Raw genomic sequence first — 14,911 nt, forward strand, 5'->3', positions numbered from 1 at the left:
CCGGCGCGCCGGATGGTCAGCGCCGGCCATGGGTCGGGTTCAGTCCTTGAGGTCAGGGCCGGGTTCCAGAACTCGGGCGAGCCAGTCGGCCTGGGTGCGCCGTGCCGCGTCGGAGACGCGAACGTGCGGGAACAGCGCCGAGAATCCGTGGAAGCCGCCAGCCCACACGTGCAGCTCGGCCTGGCCGCCGGCGGCCCAGATCCGGGTCGCGTAGGTGACGTCCTCGTCGCGGAACACCTCGGCCGTCCCGGCGTCGATGTAGGTCGTCGGCAGGTTGGACAGGTCGTCAGCCAGGGCGGGTGAGACGTACCGGGAGACGTTGTCGCCGGTGTTGTCGCCGAGGACGCTGCGCCACCCGAACTCGTTCATCTCCCGGGTCCACACGCCGTCCAGGCCGCTGTACTGAAGGCTGGAGCTGCTGCTGTTGCGATGGTCGAGCATGGGGCACGACAGCAGCTGGGCGGCGATGGCCGGGGTGCCGAGGTCGCGAGCCATCAGCGTGACCCCTGCGGCCAGGCCACCTCCGGCGCTGGCACCGGCCACGACGATGCGGGCCGGGTCGATGCCGAGGTCAGCGGCGTTCTCGGCCACCCAGAGCAGGCCGTGGTAGCAGTCGTCGACCAATGTCGTACCGGTGGCTTCCGGGGCCAGCCGGTAGTCCACCGAGATCACGACGGCACCGAACCGGTCGAGCCATTCCAGCGGGATGTCGATGTTCGAGAAGCGGTCGCCCCACATCATCCCGCCGCCGTGGATCCAGTACACGCACGGCGCCCCGGCGGCACGGTCGGTGGGGCTGAAGATGGACAGCGGGATCGGAACTCCGTCCCCGGCGGGTACGGCGACCTCGCGCCGGGAGATCGCCCGGCCGTCCAGCTGGGTCTCGATCGACGGTTGGGGGAAGTGGCGCAGCAGTTCGATCACCTCGGGGCCGAGCGGCGGCATGGGCGGCAACTCGGTCAGGGGTACGAGCAACTCGGGGTCGATGCCCGGTCGGGGGAGGTTCATCAGGATCCTTTCGCTGGTACGGGTCGGGGTGGCGGGGTGTGGTCGCCGGCTCAGAAGGTCGCTTTGCCGCCGACCGGCACCGCGTCGGTGTACGTCGAGTCGCCGGCTAGCAGCGGCTGAAGCTTCGCGACCAGGGCCTGCGCCTGCTCCCCGGCGAAGAACGCGCTGTGCGCCTCGGCGCTGGTCCAGCCCTCGATGACGTGGACGACGTCACGGTCGGCGGCCGAGCGGGCCACGAGGAAGACGACGCAGTCGTGGTGAGGCAGGGACGGCGCGTCGAGCAACAGCTCGATCAGCTCGTCTGCCTTCCCCGGCTGCGCGGTCATGGTGGCCTGGAACCCGTGGTGGACAGTCATCGAAGTGACTCCTTAATCGTCTAGCGCTTGCTGAGATCTCGAAAAACTGACACTCCAATAAGAGCATCGCCACCAGCAGAAACGTTAGAAAGATGCTCTTCGGTACTTGCCTGATTCTCTCGTTGTGACGAGCATCGGTCATGTGCTTCAATCGGGGCGTGTACCTCGATGAGCTTCGGGCGTTGCTGGCCCGACACGCCCGCCCGGACATGTCCACCGCCCTCGACGGGGTGCTGATTTCGAAGGTCGACGAGCAGACCGCGCCGACCACGTCGATGTCGGGCACCGTGCTGGCGCTCATCGCGCAGGGCGCCAAACGGATGGCGCTGGGCGACCGCGTGTACGAGTACCGGGCCGGCCAGTACCTTGTCGCCTCGGTCGATCTGCCGGTCACCGGGCGTTTCACCCAGGCCAGTGCCCACTCACCCGCGCTGGGGTTCGGGCTGGTGCTGCACCCGGCCACGGTCGCGGAGTTGCTGTTGCAGGCCGCCCCGGGTGACCTCCCGCCCCTGCCGGGCGGGGCACCGTCAGGGATGGTGGTCAGCGACGCTCCCGACGAACTCGGCGACGCGGTGGTCCGATTGCTTCGGCTGCTGGACCGACCTCGGGACGTCACGGTGCTCGCGCCCCTGATCAAAAGGGAGATTCTCTGGCTGTTGCTCAGCGGGGAGCAGGGTGCCGCGGTCCGGCAGCTCGGCCTGGCCGACAGCAGCCTCAGTCACATCGCGCGCGCGGTGCGGTGGATCCGCGACCACTACGCGGAGGCGTTCCGGGTGGAGGATCTGGCGCGGCTGTCCGGGATGAGCGTCTCGGCGTTCTATCGCAACTTCCAGGCGGTGACCGCGATGAGCCCGATCCAGTTCCAGAAGCAGATCCGGTTGCAGGAGGCCAGGCTCCTTCTCGCCACCCACCCCAACGACGTCAGCGGGGTGGGCAGCCGCGTCGGTTACGAGAGCCCGTCCCAGTTCAGCCGTGAATATCGTCGCCAATTCGGCGCACCACCCAGTCAGGATGTCGCCCATCTGCGCGGCGTCACCCGAGCTGGCGTACCGGCGGTCGTCTGAGCACCGGCCGACGCACCAACGACGGACGGGCGCCGCCACGGCCGTGGCGGCGCCCGTCGCAGGGTCAACGGCGGTTGTACTTGTACATGGTCAGGGTGCCGAAGACGAGCACGAAGCCAGCGCTCCACAGCAGCAGCCACATCGTGGCCGACGGGTCCGAGTCGCCGCTCATCGCTCCCCGGATCGCGGCCACCAGCTGCGTCACCGGGTTGACCTTCACGAACGCCTGGAGCCAGCCGGGCATGGTGCTCGGCTCGACGAAGACGTTGCTGAGGAACGTCAGCGGGAACAGCACCATCATGCTGACCCCCATCACCGACTTCTCGCTGCGCAGGATCAGCCCGAAGAACGTCCACACCCAGGAGAACGCGAACGAGAAGACCACCAGCAGTCCGATCCCGGCGGCAACCCCGACCACCCCGCCTTCGGGGCGGAACCCGAGCGCCAGCCCGAGGCCCAGGATCACCAGGGCGGCGAGGATGTAGCGCAGCACGTCGCCGAAGATCATGCCGACCAGGGCGGCCGGGCGCCAGACGGGCAGCGTCCGGAACCGGTCGAAGATGCCCTTCTCGATGTCGGTGTTGAGGCCGACGCCGGTGTACATGGTGATCATGACGACGCTGGTCACCATGATGCCGGGCAGGAAGAACTGCAGGTAGTCGCGCGGGCTGCCGGCGAGGGCGCCACCGAACAGGTACGTGAACATCAGCACCATGATGATCGGGAACGCGGTCACGTCGAAGAGCTGCTCCGGCACGTGCTTGATCTTCAGCAGGGCCCGCCAGCCGAAGGTGAGCGACGCGCCCAGCGCGCTCGGCCGGGGCGGTCGGGCACCGGGCGCGAGCACTGTCGCCAGCGCCTCGGCGGACGGGACGTAGACGGACGGCGCCCGCTCGGTCGTGGTGGTCGTGGTGTCGCTCATCGGGCTGCCTCCAGCTCGTCGTCGCGCTCGTCGGCCGGCACGGCGGGGTGGTCGGTCAGGGCCAGGAAGACCTCGTCCAGGCTGGGCTGGCCGAGGGAGAAGTTGTCGACGACGATGCCGGCGCGGGCCAGGTCGTTGAGCACCTGAGCGGCCTGGGCGCTGGCGTCGAGGTCGGTGCCGGCCTCACCGACGCGGGCGGTCAACGCCACCGGGTCGGCGGCGAGCTGCACCGGCACGCCGAGCGCCTCCCGGAGCACCCGCTCCGCCTCGGGTCGCTGCCCGGGGTCGCGCAGTCGCAGGTGGACGGTGCCGGAGCCGATCGACGACTTCAACTCACCCGGGGTGCCCTCCGCGATCACCCGGCCGTGGTCGACGACCGCGATCCGCCCGGCGAGCTGGTCGGCCTCGTCGAGGTACTGGGTGGTCAGCAGCACCGTCGTGCCGTGTGACACCACCGCCCGGACGATCTCCCACACCTGGTTGCGGCTGCGCGGGTCGAGACCGGTGGTCGGCTCGTCGAGGAAGAGCAGATCCGGGGTGTTCAGGATGCTGGCGGCGATGTCGATGCGTCGCCGCATCCCGCCGGAGTACTTCTTCACCTGACGGTCGCTCGCCTCGGTCAGCCCGAACGCGGCGAGCAGGGCCGCCGCGCGCTCCCGAGGGGCCGGCTTGCGCAGGCCGAGCAGGCGGGCGAGGAGCACCAGGTTCTCCGTACCGGTCAGATCCTCGTCGACCGAGGCGTACTGGCCGGTGAGGCTGACCCGGGAACGGACCTTGTCGGCCTCGGTGACCACGTCGTGCCCGAAGACCCGGGCCGCGCCGCCGTCGGGGCGCAGCAACGTGGCGAGCACCCGGACCGCTGTGGTCTTACCCGCGCCGTTCGGGCCGAGCAGGCCGTAGACGGTGCCGGCGGGCACCTGAAGGTCGATGCCGGCCAGCGCCCGGGTGTCGCCGAATGAGCGGGTGAGCCCCTCGGCCTCGATGGCCAGACCGGTGGTGCGTCTACTCATGATCCTTACCTTTCGTGGTGGACGTGTTCAGGAGACGTAGGGTCGAGCCGCCCGGCCGTCGCGCAGCGCCACACCCCACCAGCGCAGCTGGTCGAGCAGGGCGCCGACGTCGCGGCGCAGTTCGTCGGTGCACCGGGCGGTCGGCTCGCCGGCGAGCAGGTCGATCCCGACGACGTCGCGCACCGTCATCGCGTGCAGGGCAGTGAATACGGTACGTAGCTGGTCGACCGCGTGCAGTCCGGTGGACCGACAGCCGTACGACACGAAGCCGACCGCCTTGGCCTGCCACTCGTCGTACGCGTAGTCGATGGCCTGTTTCAAGGGTGCCGGGAAGCTGTGGTTGTACTCGGGGGTGACCACGACGAACGCGTCCGCCCGGCCCACCTCGCGGACGAACGCCCGGATGGACGCGGTCGGCTCGGCGGGGTAGGTGGCCGGGAAGTCGTACTCGGTCAGGTCAACGACCGTCACCGTGAGGTCGTCGTGCCGGGCGGTCTGCTCGACGAACCAGTGGGCGAGCCGGTCGCCGACCCGCCCCTCGCGGGTGCTGCCGACGATCACGGCGATCCGCAACGGCGTCATGGCCCACCTTCCCTCCATCCTGAAGGCGCGAGGTGACGACAGGCGCCCGCTAGATCCGATCTAGCGGGCGCGGTTTCGGGGCGGAATGTCGGTGGGATCGGCTTGACTGAGGTCGACGAATGGGGGAGCGGGATGGCTCAGGTACGCATCGAGCCGTGGCACGAGGACGACCTCGACCTGCTGCGGCAGCTCAACTCACCGGACACGCGCAGGCACACCGGCGGCCCGGAGACCGACGAGCAGGTCCTCGCCCGCCACGACCGGTACGTGCACTTCGCCGACGCCGGGCAGGGCTGCATGTTCACGCTGGTGCTGCCGGACGGGGCACGGGCGGGCAGCGTCGGCTACTGGGCCCGCGAGTGGCGCGAGCAACCGGTGTACGAGCTGGGCTGGGCGGTGCTGCCCGCGTACCGGGGGAGAGGGCTGGCCACGGCGGCGGTGCGCGCGGCGCTCGACGTGGCCCGCGCTCGACGGGACCGGCGCTTCGCCCACGCCTACCCCTCGGTCGACAATCCCGCCTCGAACGCGGTGTGCCGCAAGGCGGGCTTCACGCTGCTCGGTGAGACCGGTTTCGAATACCCGCCGGGGCGGATGATGCGTGCCAACGACTGGCAGCTCGACCTGACCGCCCCGCCGACCGGGAGCTGAGGTCGGCGGGGCGGCTGATGACAGGTCACCAGGTGGTGTCGAGGCGGCTCAGGTCAGTTGGGCAGGTAGGCGAAGGTGTCCGGGTTCGGGCCCTGCCGGCCGGCCTCACCCTTGTCCAGCGCGGTGATCCGCTGCATCGCCGAGTCGTCCAGCTCGAAGTCGAAGATCCGGGTGTTCTCCTCGATCCGCTTCGGGGTGGTCGACTTCGGGAAGATGATGTCGCCGCGCTGCACGTGCCAGCGGAGCACCACCTGCGCCGGGGTCCGCCCGACCTGCTCGGCGATGTCGAGCACCGTCGGGTCGTCGAGCACCTTGCCCTGCGCGATGGGCGACCACGCCTCGGTGCGGATGTCGTGCTCCCGGTCGTAGGCGCGGACCTCGTCGTTGGTGAAGTACGGGTGCGCCTCGATCTGGTTGACCGCCGGCACCACGCTCGCCTCGGCGGCCAGCCGCTCCAGGTGCGGCACCTGGAAGTTCGACACGCCGATCGAGCGGGCGCGGCCGTCGCGCTGGAACTCCTCCAGCACCTTCCAGGTCGAGACGTAGTCGCCGTCGTACAGCGTCGGCAGCGGCCAGTGGATCAGGAACAGGTCGATGTAGTCCATCTTCAACGCCGCGAGCGTCGAGTCGAACGCCTTGCGGGCGTCGTCGGGGCGGTGGAAGGCGTTGTTCAGCTTGCTGGTCACGTAGACCGCGTCCCGGTCCAGGCCGAACATCCGTACCGCCTCGCCGACCTCGGCCTCGTTGCCGTACATCTCGGCGGTGTCGATGTGCCGGTAGCCCACCTCGAGCGCGGTGGTCACCGCCGCGACGGTGTCCTTCGGCTCGATCTGGAACACCCCGAAGCCGAGCTGCGGAATGGTGGTGCCGTCGTTCAGGCTGATGTCGGGAATCGTGATTGCCACTGCGGGCTCCTTCGCGTCATCTTCGTTGCCTGTCATCCATACCCGAGGGGAAGGTCGATTCACCGCTTATCGCGGGGTGACGAGCGCAACGCGGGGGCGGGTCACCCGGTCGTGTCGAACAGCACCGGCCACGGCCGTTCCGCCGGCACCGACGTCGCGGGCGGCGCGGGAGCGGCGGGCTCGGCGTCGCCCAGCACCTCCGCCGCGAGTTGGCCGAACATCGCCGCCGCCGGGTGCGCCGACCGGTCCGGCCAGGCCGCCGAGGTGCGTTTCGCCAGCGGCGCGTCGGTGATCGGCCGCCAGGCCATCCGGGGTTCCCGGCGGGCCACCGCCGCCGGTTCCACGGCCACCCCGCCGCCGGCCAGCACCAGCCCGAAGAGGAACTCCGGGTTGCGGGCCGGGCGTACCCGGGCCGGGCGCCAACCGTGCCGTCGGCACACCGCCAGCAGGTGGTCGTGCCAGCCGGGGGCGGTGGCGCGGGGCGCGGCCACCAGATCCAGGTCGGCCAGCGACGCGAGCGTCACCGCACGGCCGCGGGCCAGCGGCGAGGTGCGCGGCAGCAACACCCCCAGGGGTACGTCGACCGGGGCGCCGAAGCGCAGCCCGTCCGCGGCCACCGGGTGATGCACGAGCCCCACGTCCAGGGTCCGTTCGGCGAGCATCCGCACCTGCTCGGCAGTGGTCAGCTCGTGCAGCTCCACGTCCAGGCCGGGCGCCCGGGTGGTGAGCCCGTCCAGCAGCGAGCGCAGCGTCACGGCGGGCGTCTCCGGTGGCACCCCGGCCCGGAGTACGCCCAGCTCACCGGCGCGGATCTGCCCCATCAGGCTGCGCAGTCGACCCTCGCCGGCGAGCAGCTCCTCCGCCTCGCCGAGCAGCAGCTCACCGGCGGTGGTGAGGCGTACCTGGCGGCGGGACCTGTCGAACAGCTCGACCGTCAGCTCCCGCTCCAGCCGCTGGATCGACTGGCTCAGCGGCGGCTGGGCCATCCCGAGCAGCTCCGCGGCCCGCCCGGCACCCCCACCGTGCTCAGGAGCCGGTCAGCTCGGCCAGTGCCCGCACCGACTTCCAGTTGCGGGTGGTGGCCACCACGCCGAGCTTCTTCTCCAGGTACGCGTTCGTGAACTTCGACCGGCCGTAACCGCCGTCGACGTAGTGCAGGAACACCTCCCGGCCGGTCACCGTGAACGACACGTTCTCGCCACCGGGCACGGCGAGCGCATCCACAGTGGACGTCTTCGGGGCGGCGGCGAGGAAGGCCACCAGCAGTCGTGTCGGGTCGTCCTCCCGGTCGGCGTACGGGTTGCCGCCGGCGACCGCCGCCAACTCCCGGCCACTGCGCACCAACACCGGCACGGTCATCGCCAGCTCGTCGGTGAGCGCCCGCTCGATCCCGGCGGCCAGCTTCTCCGCATCGCGCACCGTGCTGCTGAAGGCCACGTTGCCGCTCTGCAGGTACGTCTTGACGTCCTCGTGGCCGAGGTCGGTGACGATCCGGCGCAGGTCGGCCATCGCCAGCCGGGTGGTGGCGCCGACGTTGACCCCGCGCAGCAGGGCGACGTACCGGGTCATGGCTCCTCCTGGGTGCGCGGGTGACCGGCTCAGCGTAGGCCGCCCGGCCCCACCAGGCCCGTCTCGGTCGGCAGCTCAGGTACAGGTAGCTCACTCGACGACCGGCAGCACGACCTCGTTGCGGCGCAGGAACCACGGCTTCCACGGCGGGTCGAAGCGGACGTACCGGATGGCGTCGGTAGGTTGCAGCCCGGCCGCGGTCACCGACCGGCCGAGCATGGTGGCCCGCTGGCTGAACGCCTGCTCCGTCCACCGCCCGGAGAACCGCACGGCCGCCGCCAGTCGCGCCGGCACCTCCCGGATCCGTACCCGGGGATCCACCGGCTCGGGCAGGGTGGCGGTGGTGAAGGTGGCCGGCATGACGAACTGGATCAGGTACGAACCCGGCCGCTCGTCCTCGATCTGCACCACCGGCACGGTCATGGCGATCTTCTCCGAGCCGCCGGTCGCCGCCATCGCCGGCGCGGCCGCACCGATCGGGTGCCGGGCCCGATTGGCGCCGCCGAGGTACGCGGCCAGCGGCCGGAACGCCTCGATCGGCGCCCGGGTGAACGACGCCTGGATCTGCACCTCGGCCACCAGGTGGGCGTGGTACCGACGCAGCTCGAAGCCGGGGTGTCGGGACACCACCCGGTACGGCTGCTGTTCGGTCATCGCGCGGCTCCCAGGGTCTGCTGGGACAGACGCTACCGCCCGTCCGCGTCCCGCTCGGCCGAAGTCGGCTGGTCCGGCCCGGGGGTGAGGGCCCGACTGGTCAACCGCCAGTACTGCCGTTTGCTCTCGTCGCGCAGTACCACCCCGAGCTGCCCCAGTTCGCGGCGCAACTCCCGGGCGTCGTCGCGGCGGTCCCGCTGTATCGCCCGCTCCCGGGCGCGCAGCAGCGGGTCCGCGCCGGCCGGCAACCCGGGCAGGTCCGGAACCCACAGCCGGTACGCCGACCGGTGCGGGTCGTCGTCCGCCCAACCCCAGCCGTGGGTCCGGAACGCCGCCGCCAGTTGGCCGGCCGGCAGGTCCGTCGACTCCCGGACCAGCTCCGCGCCGTCGGCGTCGAGCAGCACCAGGTGCTTGTCGGCGAGGAAGACCACCCGGGTGTCGACCCGTGCGACGGTCCGGTTCTCGTCGGAGCGGCGCAGCCGGACCTGCGCCGCGTCGACGGTGACGATCAGCCGTTCGGCGGTGCCGATCCCGGCGATCACCAGACCGACCAGGACACCCACCCCGACGGTGCCGGCGGTCGCCTGCGGTTCGGGCAGCCGGTCCAGCCACTCGATCAGGTCGCCGAACGGCACCCAGGGCAACCGGGCGAGCCAGCTCGTCGCCGCCGCGAGGAGCCACCCGGCGCCCGCGCCGAGCAGCGGGAAGCCACCCCACAGGACCGCCAGCTCCAGCGGGCCGCCGCTGACCACGGTGCGCGGACGGTAGCCGGCCGCGTCCATGGTCAGGACACCTCGCGGCGCAGCGTCCGGAACAGGCCGGCGGCCAGCGGGAGGACCATCCAGACCAGCAGGGACACCGCCACCCGGCCCCACTGCTCGCCGGTGACGGCGTCGCTGTTGAACAACGGTTCCATGGTCTTGCTGGTGTCCAGCCATTCGGACGGCCCGCGCAGCGGCTTGACCATCTCGCCGAGCACCCCCCACAGGGTGGGCAGCAGCAGGTAGCCGACGATCGCCAGCGGCGGGTTGAGCAGCAGCAGACCGAAGGCGGCGCCCATCAGCACGCTGGTGACCTGGAGGATCGCAGCGTTCAGCACAAGCGACCAGTCGAACTGCCAGGTGCCCGCCCCGCCGGTGGCAGACGCCACAAGGGTGCCGACAGCGGCGACGGCGAGACTGGCCAGCACCGAGGCGAGCGCGGTGAGCGTCACGGCGATCAGCTTCGCGGCCACCACCCGTTCCCGGCGGGGCACCAGGGCGTACGTGGTGAGGGCGGTGCGCTGGGACCACTCGCTGGTGATCGACAGGATGCCCAGCACCGGTAGGAGCACGCTGACCGGCAGCAGCGACGTCACGAAGAAGGTGAAGAAGGTCTGCTCGCCGTCCTCGGCATAGATCAGCAGGAGGGTGACGATCGCGACGACGACCAGGCCGATGGTGATCAGCAGCCAGCGGCCGGCCCGGGTGTCGACGAGCTTGCGCAGCTCCACGTGGGTGAGCCGGAGCAGTGACGGACGGCGTACCGGAGTGTGGTGTCGGGGCGCGACGGCGCCGGCGGCGGGCGCGGTGGTGGTGGTGGTGGTCATCGGACGGCCTCCTTGGTCGATTCGCCGGCGGTCAGGGTGAGGAAGAGTTGTTCGAGACCACCGCTGCCGGCAGGGCGCAACTCGGCCAGCGCGACGCCGGCATCGGCCGCGGCCTGGCCGACCGCCTCGGCGTCGGCCTGCACCAGCACGCCGTCGGCGCTGTCGGCGGCGGTCAGCCCGGCCATCTTCAGCGCACGGCGCAGTGCCGCGTCGTCGCGGGCCCGGACCACAGTGCCGCCACCGGCCAGCAGCTCGTTCTTGTCGCCCTGGGCCACGATCCGGCCACCCCCGATCACCACCAGCCGGTCCGCGACCGCCTCCACCTCGCGCAGCAGGTGGGAGGAGAGCAGCACCGTGCCGCCCCGGTCGGCGAAGTCACGCAGCAGGCCGCGCATCCAGAAGATCCCCTCCGGGTCCAGACCGTTGGCCGGCTCGTCCAGGATCAGCACCCGGGGGTCGCCGAGCAGCGCGTGCGCCAGCCCGAGCCGTTGACGCATGCCCAGCGAGTACGCCTTCACCCGACGCTTCGCGGCGACCGCGTTCAACCCGACCAGGTCGAGCTTCGCGGCGACCTCGCGCCGATCCAGACCCATGGTGTACGCGGACAGCGTCAACGCCTCGCGGCCGGTGCGCCCGGCGTGCTGGGCGGAGGCGTCCAGCAGCACCCCGACCTCCCGCCCCGGGTTGGGCAGGTCCCGGTAGAGGTGCCCGGAGACGGTGGCGCGACCGGCGGTCGGCGCGGTGAGCCCGCAGATCATGCGCATGGTCGTCGACTTGCCGGCCCCGTTGGGGCCGAGGAAGCCGGTGACGGTGCCCGGCTCGCACTGGAACGACACGTCATCCACGGCCGGGTGCGGCCCGTACCGCTTGGTGAGGTTCTCCACGGTGATCATGTCGTCGAGCCTGCCCGCGCCGTCCGGCCATCCGCTGCGGCCACCGGTCGGTGCCGCGTCGACCTTGGTCGACCGGAGGGTCTCGACTTTGGTAGCTGGCCGTGGCGCCCGTCGGCTGCCTAGCATGACGTCGTGACCAGCCTCGCCGTCCCGGAACACCCCTGGCTGCTGCCGGGGGAGCTGGTGGTGCCGGCCGAGCGTGACCGGGCGCACCCGCGCCGCACCACGCGCGACTGGGTGGTGGACAGCCTCGCGTTCCTGATCGGGCTGCTCTGGGTGCTGTTCGTCACCGCCGATGGTTTGTCGCCCGCTCCCGAGACGGCGATCCCGTTGCCGCACGACTGGATGGTCGGCGTGGACGCGCTGCTCGGGCTGGTCTGCTGTGGGCTGCTCTGGCTGCGGCGGCGGTGGCCGCTCGGGTTGGCGGTGGCCACCCTGCCGTTGAACCTGTTCTCGATGGCCGCCGCCATCCCGCTGTTGATCATCTACTTCACCGTGGTCGTGCATCGCCGGACCGCCGTCACGATCGCGATCACCGGTGCCGGGCTCCTCACCAACCTGGTCTTCAGTTGGACGCGCCCGGACCCGCACATGCCGTACTGGGCCACCGTGCTGTGGGGGGTGGTGATCACTTTCGGCGTGCTGGCCTGGGGGATGTTCGTCCGGGCCCGGCGGCAGTTGATCGTGTCGTTGCGGGAGCGGGCCGAGCGCGCCGAGGCCGAGCAGCAGCTACGGGTCGCCCAGGCCCGTCACCTCGAACGCACCCGGATCGCCCGGGAGATGCACGACGTGCTGGCCCACCGGATCTCGCTGCTCAGCCTGCACGCGGGCGCGCTGGAGTTCCGCCCGGACGCACCGGCCGACGAGGTGGCCCGCGCCGCCGGGGTGATCCGGGGCAGCGCGCACGCCGCCCTGCAGGACCTGCGGGAGGTGATCGGGGTGCTCCGGGCCGGGGACGACGGCGGGGACGCCCCGGAGCCGCCGCAGCCCACCCTCGCCGACCTGCCGGCGCTGATCGCCGAGTCGCGGTCGGCCGGGGTGCGGGTGAACGTCAGCGACAGCGTCGCCAGCCCGGGGGAGGTGCCGGCGGCGCTGGGCCGGGCCGCGTACCGGATCGTGCAGGAGGGGCTGACCAACGCCCGCAAGCACGCGGCCGGCGCGGCCGTCACCGTGGACGTGGCCGGCGGGCCGGGCACCGGGCTGACCGTGGCGATCGGCAACCGGTGGCCGGTCGGCACACCGGCCGGCGACACACTGCCGGGTGCCGGCACCGGCCTGGTCGGCATCAGCGAACGGGTCACCCTGGCCGGCGGTCGGCTCGCCTACGGTCGGGACGACAGCGGCGACTTCCGACTGGCCGCCTGGCTGCCGTGGCCGGCGTGACCAACCCTGCCGGCGCGGCCGAGTCGCCGAGCGTGACCAACCCTGCCGACGTGGCCGGGCCGCCGGGCGTGACCGGGCCTGCCGGCGCGGCCGGGCCGCCGGTGCGCGTGCTGATCGTGGACGACGACGCGCTGGTCCGGGCCGGGCTGTCGATGATTCTTGGCGGTCTGCCCGACCTGACCGTGGTCGGCGAGGCGGCCGACGGTGGCGAGGTGCCGGCGGCCGTCGCCGCGTACGCCCCGGACGTGGTGCTGATGGACATCCGGATGCCCCGGGTCGACGGGCTGGCTGCCACCGAGGCGCTGCGGGCCCAGCCGCACCCGCCGGAGGTGCTGGTGCTGACCACCTTCGACGCCGACGAGCAGGTGCTGCGGGCGCTCCGCGCCGGGGCGGCCGGCTTCCTGCTCAAGGACACCCCACCGGCGGAGATCGTGCGCGCCGTACGCCGGGTCGCGGCGGGCGAGGCGACGCTCTCCCCGACGGTGACCCGGACGCTCATCGCGCACGTGACCGGCGCCGCGCCCGGCCCGGCCGGCCCGGTCGGCCCGGACCCGCGCCGGGAACGGGCGCTGCGGCTGCTCACCGGGCTCAGCGAGCGGGAGCGGCAGGTGGCGGTCGCGCTGGGGCGCGGCCACACCAACGCGGAGATCGCGGGGGAGCTGTTCATGAGCGTGGCGACGGTGAAGGCGTACGTCTCGCGGCTGCTGACCCGGCTGGAGCTGAACAACCGGGTCCAGGTGGCGCTGCTCGTGCACGACGCCGGCCTGGTCTGACGGTCGGTTTCGCCGGGACCAAATGCTTGGGCAGGCAACTAGGATGAGGTTACACTCATCCTAGGTTGTCTCATCTTTGGTAGTCTCAGGAGTGATCGTGGATGGCTTTGTCGGGCGCGATCGTGAGCTCCACCTCCTGGACGGCATGCTCTCTCGGGTGCGACGGGGCGGCCGTGCTGGTCGGCCGGGTCGGGCCCTCCTCATGCGAGGTCGCCGGCGGGTAGGCAAGTCCCGACTGGTCGAGGAGTTCGTCGATCGGGCCGACGTGCCGTATCTCTTCTTCACCGCCTCCGCGCAGCCGACCGTCGCAGCCGACCTCGCCCTCTTCGTGGAGGAGGCCGCCGCCTCGACGCTGCCGGGCGCACAGATTCTGCGTGAGCAGCAACCACGGACCTGGGACGCCGCGCTGACCCTGCTCGCCGCCGCGCTGCCGTCCGATCAGCCGTGCGTCGTCGTCCTGGACGAGATGCCGTACCTCATCGCCAGAGATCCGGGCTTCGAAGGAACGCTGCAGAAGGTCTTCGACCGCGAGTTGTCCCGGCGGCCGGTCCTGCTGATCTGTGTCGGATCGGACCTGGCCATGATGGAAGCCCTCAACGACTACGGCCGGCCGTTCCACCAGCGAGCCACGGAGATGGTCATTCCGCCGCTGAGCCCGGCCGACGTCAGCGACATGCTCGGCCTGTCCGCCGCGGATGCCTTCGACGCCTACCTGGTGTCCGGCGGTCTGCCGCTGATCCTCGACGAGTGGCCGACCGGTGCGTCCGTCCACGAGTACCTGACCGATGCGGTACGAGATCCAACCTCTGCCCTGCTGGTCAGCGGCGAGCGGGCACTGGCGGCGGAGTTCCCGCCGCAGTCCCAGGCGGGTCTGGTGCTGCGGGCCATCGGCTCCGGGGAGCGTACTTTCTCGCTGATCTCCCGTGCGGCGGGCGATCTTCCGCAGGCGTCCCTGAACCGCGCCCTGCGCCTGCTGACTCAGAAGCGGGCAGTGGAGGTCACCGTTCCGCTGTCGACCAAGCCATCGCGGGAAACCCGGTACACGGTGGCCGACCCGTACCTGCGCTTCTGGCTGTCGTTCCTGGGGCCGCACCTCTCCGAGATCGAGCGAGCGCGGGGCGATCTGACCCTGGACCGGATCGAGCGGTCCTGGGCGTCCTGGCGGGGGCGGGCCATCGAACCTGTCGTCCGGGAGGCGCTGCGGCGGCTGCCCGGTGACCATCTGCCGGCGGAGGCGGCGGTGATCGGCGGCTACTGGACCCGGACCAACGACCCGGAGATCGACATAGTCGGCGTCGACCGGGCGCCCGTCGCTCGGCGCATCTGCTTCGTCGGATCGGTCAAGTGGCAGGAGAACCGGCCCTTTGACGCGCATGACCTGGGCCGGCTCCTCCTGCACCGGTCTCGGCTCCCCGGCGCGGACGAGTCGGTGCCGGTGGTTGCCGTGTCGCGCAGCGGCAGCGCCGTCGACGGCATTCGCGTGTTGTCGGCGGAGGATTTGCTTACCGGGTACCGGAATTGAACTTTCGGGCGGTCCTCGCCGTACTCATGGCCGA

The 14,911-nt window shown here is 71.5% G+C and carries 17 protein-coding genes and 1 pseudogene; 5 read left to right on the forward strand and 13 right to left on the reverse strand.

What is annotated here, in order from left to right; translation table 11 throughout:
- Window positions 1-39 precede the first annotated feature (39 nt).
- Both ABZU52_RS00210 and ABZU52_RS00215 read right to left on the reverse strand, forming a co-directional pair.
- Window positions 40-1,008, reverse strand: a complete 969-nt coding sequence (locus ABZU52_RS00210; RefSeq protein ID WP_354968910.1) for an alpha/beta hydrolase fold domain-containing protein — start codon at window positions 1,006-1,008, stop codon at window positions 40-42.
- Between the two features lie 50 nt (window positions 1,009-1,058).
- The gene (locus ABZU52_RS00215) at window positions 1,059-1,364 is read right to left on the reverse strand and encodes an antibiotic biosynthesis monooxygenase (RefSeq protein WP_354968911.1); all 306 of its coding nucleotides are present in this window, start codon (window positions 1,362-1,364) and stop codon (window positions 1,059-1,061) included.
- A gap of 158 nt (window positions 1,365-1,522) precedes the next feature.
- Between ABZU52_RS00215 and ABZU52_RS00220 the strand changes: the two genes are divergently transcribed.
- The gene (locus ABZU52_RS00220; protein ID WP_354968912.1) at window positions 1,523-2,428 is read left to right on the forward strand and encodes an AraC family transcriptional regulator; all 906 of its coding nucleotides are present in this window, start codon (window positions 1,523-1,525) and stop codon (window positions 2,426-2,428) included.
- A gap of 64 nt (window positions 2,429-2,492) precedes the next feature.
- Here ABZU52_RS00220 and ABZU52_RS00225 read toward each other — a convergent pair whose 3' ends face one another.
- Genes ABZU52_RS00225 through ABZU52_RS00235 form a run of 3 tightly spaced genes read right to left on the reverse strand, consistent with a single transcriptional unit; the run spans window position 2,493 to window position 4,942 of the window.
- A complete protein-coding gene (locus tag ABZU52_RS00225) occupies window positions 2,493-3,350 on the reverse strand; it encodes an ABC transporter permease (protein ID WP_354968913.1) in 858 nt (285 codons plus the stop codon).
- On the reverse strand, window positions 3,347-4,360 hold the full coding sequence (locus ABZU52_RS00230) for an ATP-binding cassette domain-containing protein (protein WP_354968914.1): 1,014 nt from the start codon (window positions 4,358-4,360) through the stop codon (window positions 3,347-3,349). Before ABZU52_RS00230 ends, ABZU52_RS00225 begins: the two co-directional genes overlap by 4 nt.
- 27 nt (window positions 4,361-4,387) lie before the next feature.
- Window positions 4,388-4,942 carry an NAD(P)H-dependent oxidoreductase gene (locus ABZU52_RS00235; RefSeq protein WP_354968915.1) on the reverse strand — a complete coding sequence of 185 codons (555 nt, stop codon included), beginning with the start codon at window positions 4,940-4,942 and terminating at the stop codon, window positions 4,388-4,390.
- Between the two features lie 132 nt (window positions 4,943-5,074).
- Between ABZU52_RS00235 and ABZU52_RS00240 the strand changes: the two genes are divergently transcribed.
- A complete protein-coding gene (locus tag ABZU52_RS00240; protein WP_354968916.1) occupies window positions 5,075-5,590 on the forward strand; it encodes a GNAT family N-acetyltransferase in 516 nt (171 codons plus the stop codon).
- A 53-nt stretch (window positions 5,591-5,643) separates the two neighbouring features.
- Here the strand turns inward: ABZU52_RS00240 and ABZU52_RS00245 are convergent, their stop codons facing one another.
- The 8 genes and pseudogenes from ABZU52_RS00245 to ABZU52_RS00280 all read right to left on the reverse strand — a co-directional run bounded on the left by ABZU52_RS00245 (window position 5,644) and on the right by ABZU52_RS00280 (window position 11,199).
- Window positions 5,644-6,495: an aldo/keto reductase gene (locus ABZU52_RS00245; protein WP_354968917.1), complete on the reverse strand. Its 852-nt coding sequence runs from the start codon at window positions 6,493-6,495 to the stop codon at window positions 5,644-5,646.
- Between the two features lie 101 nt (window positions 6,496-6,596).
- On the reverse strand, window positions 6,597-7,316 hold the full coding sequence (locus tag ABZU52_RS00250) for a LysR family substrate-binding domain-containing protein (protein ID WP_354969050.1): 720 nt from the start codon (window positions 7,314-7,316) through the stop codon (window positions 6,597-6,599).
- A 69-nt stretch (window positions 7,317-7,385) separates the two neighbouring features.
- Window positions 7,386-7,499 (reverse strand): annotated as a pseudogene (locus tag ABZU52_RS00255) (LysR family transcriptional regulator); the annotation flags it as partial.
- 22 nt (window positions 7,500-7,521) lie between these two features.
- Complete coding sequence (locus ABZU52_RS00260; protein WP_354968918.1) at window positions 7,522-8,064, reverse strand: DUF1697 domain-containing protein; 543 nt, start codon at window positions 8,062-8,064, stop codon at window positions 7,522-7,524.
- 90 nt (window positions 8,065-8,154) lie between these two features.
- Complete coding sequence (locus ABZU52_RS00265) at window positions 8,155-8,718, reverse strand: heme-binding protein (RefSeq protein WP_354968919.1); 564 nt, start codon at window positions 8,716-8,718, stop codon at window positions 8,155-8,157.
- A gap of 32 nt (window positions 8,719-8,750) precedes the next feature.
- Window positions 8,751-9,500 (reverse strand): hypothetical protein, encoded by a 750-nt coding sequence (locus ABZU52_RS00270; protein ID WP_354968920.1) that lies wholly within the window; start codon window positions 9,498-9,500, stop codon window positions 8,751-8,753.
- Window positions 9,501-9,502: 2 nt separating this feature from the next.
- Window positions 9,503-10,306 carry an ABC transporter permease gene (locus ABZU52_RS00275; RefSeq protein WP_354968921.1) on the reverse strand — a complete coding sequence of 268 codons (804 nt, stop codon included), beginning with the start codon at window positions 10,304-10,306 and terminating at the stop codon, window positions 9,503-9,505.
- Window positions 10,303-11,199, reverse strand: a complete 897-nt coding sequence (locus tag ABZU52_RS00280; protein WP_354968922.1) for an ATP-binding cassette domain-containing protein — start codon at window positions 11,197-11,199, stop codon at window positions 10,303-10,305. Before ABZU52_RS00280 ends, ABZU52_RS00275 begins: the two co-directional genes overlap by 4 nt.
- A 132-nt stretch (window positions 11,200-11,331) precedes the next feature.
- Between ABZU52_RS00280 and ABZU52_RS00285 the strand changes: the two genes are divergently transcribed.
- From ABZU52_RS00285 to ABZU52_RS00295, 3 genes are all read left to right on the forward strand, one after another.
- Window positions 11,332-12,582, forward strand: a complete 1,251-nt coding sequence (locus ABZU52_RS00285; protein WP_354968923.1) for a histidine kinase — start codon at window positions 11,332-11,334, stop codon at window positions 12,580-12,582.
- A 50-nt stretch (window positions 12,583-12,632) separates the two neighbouring features.
- Complete coding sequence (locus ABZU52_RS00290) at window positions 12,633-13,355, forward strand: response regulator transcription factor (RefSeq protein ID WP_354969051.1); 723 nt, start codon at window positions 12,633-12,635, stop codon at window positions 13,353-13,355.
- 97 nt (window positions 13,356-13,452) lie between these two features.
- Window positions 13,453-14,877 (forward strand): DUF234 domain-containing protein, encoded by a 1,425-nt coding sequence (locus ABZU52_RS00295; protein ID WP_354968924.1) that lies wholly within the window; start codon window positions 13,453-13,455, stop codon window positions 14,875-14,877.
- Window positions 14,878-14,911: the final 34 nt, after the last annotated feature.

Origin of the sequence: Micromonospora sp. NPDC005220 (assembly GCF_040607895.1) — a bacterium.
In the GTDB taxonomy this organism is placed as follows: Bacteria; Actinomycetota; Actinomycetes; order Mycobacteriales; family Micromonosporaceae; genus Micromonospora.

Coding starts and splice junctions, on each gene's coding strand:
- ABZU52_RS00210 (WP_354968910.1), bottom strand. CDS start 1,008: ATGAACCTCCCCCGACCGGGCATCGACCCCGAGTTGCTCGTACCCCTG.
- ABZU52_RS00215 (WP_354968911.1), bottom strand. CDS start 1,364: ATGACTGTCCACCACGGGTTCCAGGCCACCATGACCGCGCAGCCGGGG.
- ABZU52_RS00275 (WP_354968921.1), bottom strand. CDS start 10,306: ATGACCACCACCACCACCACCGCGCCCGCCGCCGGCGCCGTCGCGCCC.
- ABZU52_RS00235 (WP_354968915.1), bottom strand. CDS start 4,942: ATGACGCCGTTGCGGATCGCCGTGATCGTCGGCAGCACCCGCGAGGGG.
- ABZU52_RS00265 (WP_354968919.1), bottom strand. CDS start 8,718: ATGACCGAACAGCAGCCGTACCGGGTGGTGTCCCGACACCCCGGCTTC.
- ABZU52_RS00240 (WP_354968916.1), top strand. CDS start 5,075: ATGGCTCAGGTACGCATCGAGCCGTGGCACGAGGACGACCTCGACCTG.
- ABZU52_RS00280 (WP_354968922.1), bottom strand. CDS start 11,199: ATGATCACCGTGGAGAACCTCACCAAGCGGTACGGGCCGCACCCGGCC.
- ABZU52_RS00230 (WP_354968914.1), bottom strand. CDS start 4,360: ATGAGTAGACGCACCACCGGTCTGGCCATCGAGGCCGAGGGGCTCACC.
- ABZU52_RS00260 (WP_354968918.1), bottom strand. CDS start 8,064: ATGACCCGGTACGTCGCCCTGCTGCGCGGGGTCAACGTCGGCGCCACC.
- ABZU52_RS00225 (WP_354968913.1), bottom strand. CDS start 3,350: ATGAGCGACACCACGACCACCACGACCGAGCGGGCGCCGTCCGTCTAC.
- ABZU52_RS00270 (WP_354968920.1), bottom strand. CDS start 9,500: ATGGACGCGGCCGGCTACCGTCCGCGCACCGTGGTCAGCGGCGGCCCG.
- ABZU52_RS00250 (WP_354969050.1), bottom strand. CDS start 7,316: ATGGGGCAGATCCGCGCCGGTGAGCTGGGCGTACTCCGGGCCGGGGTG.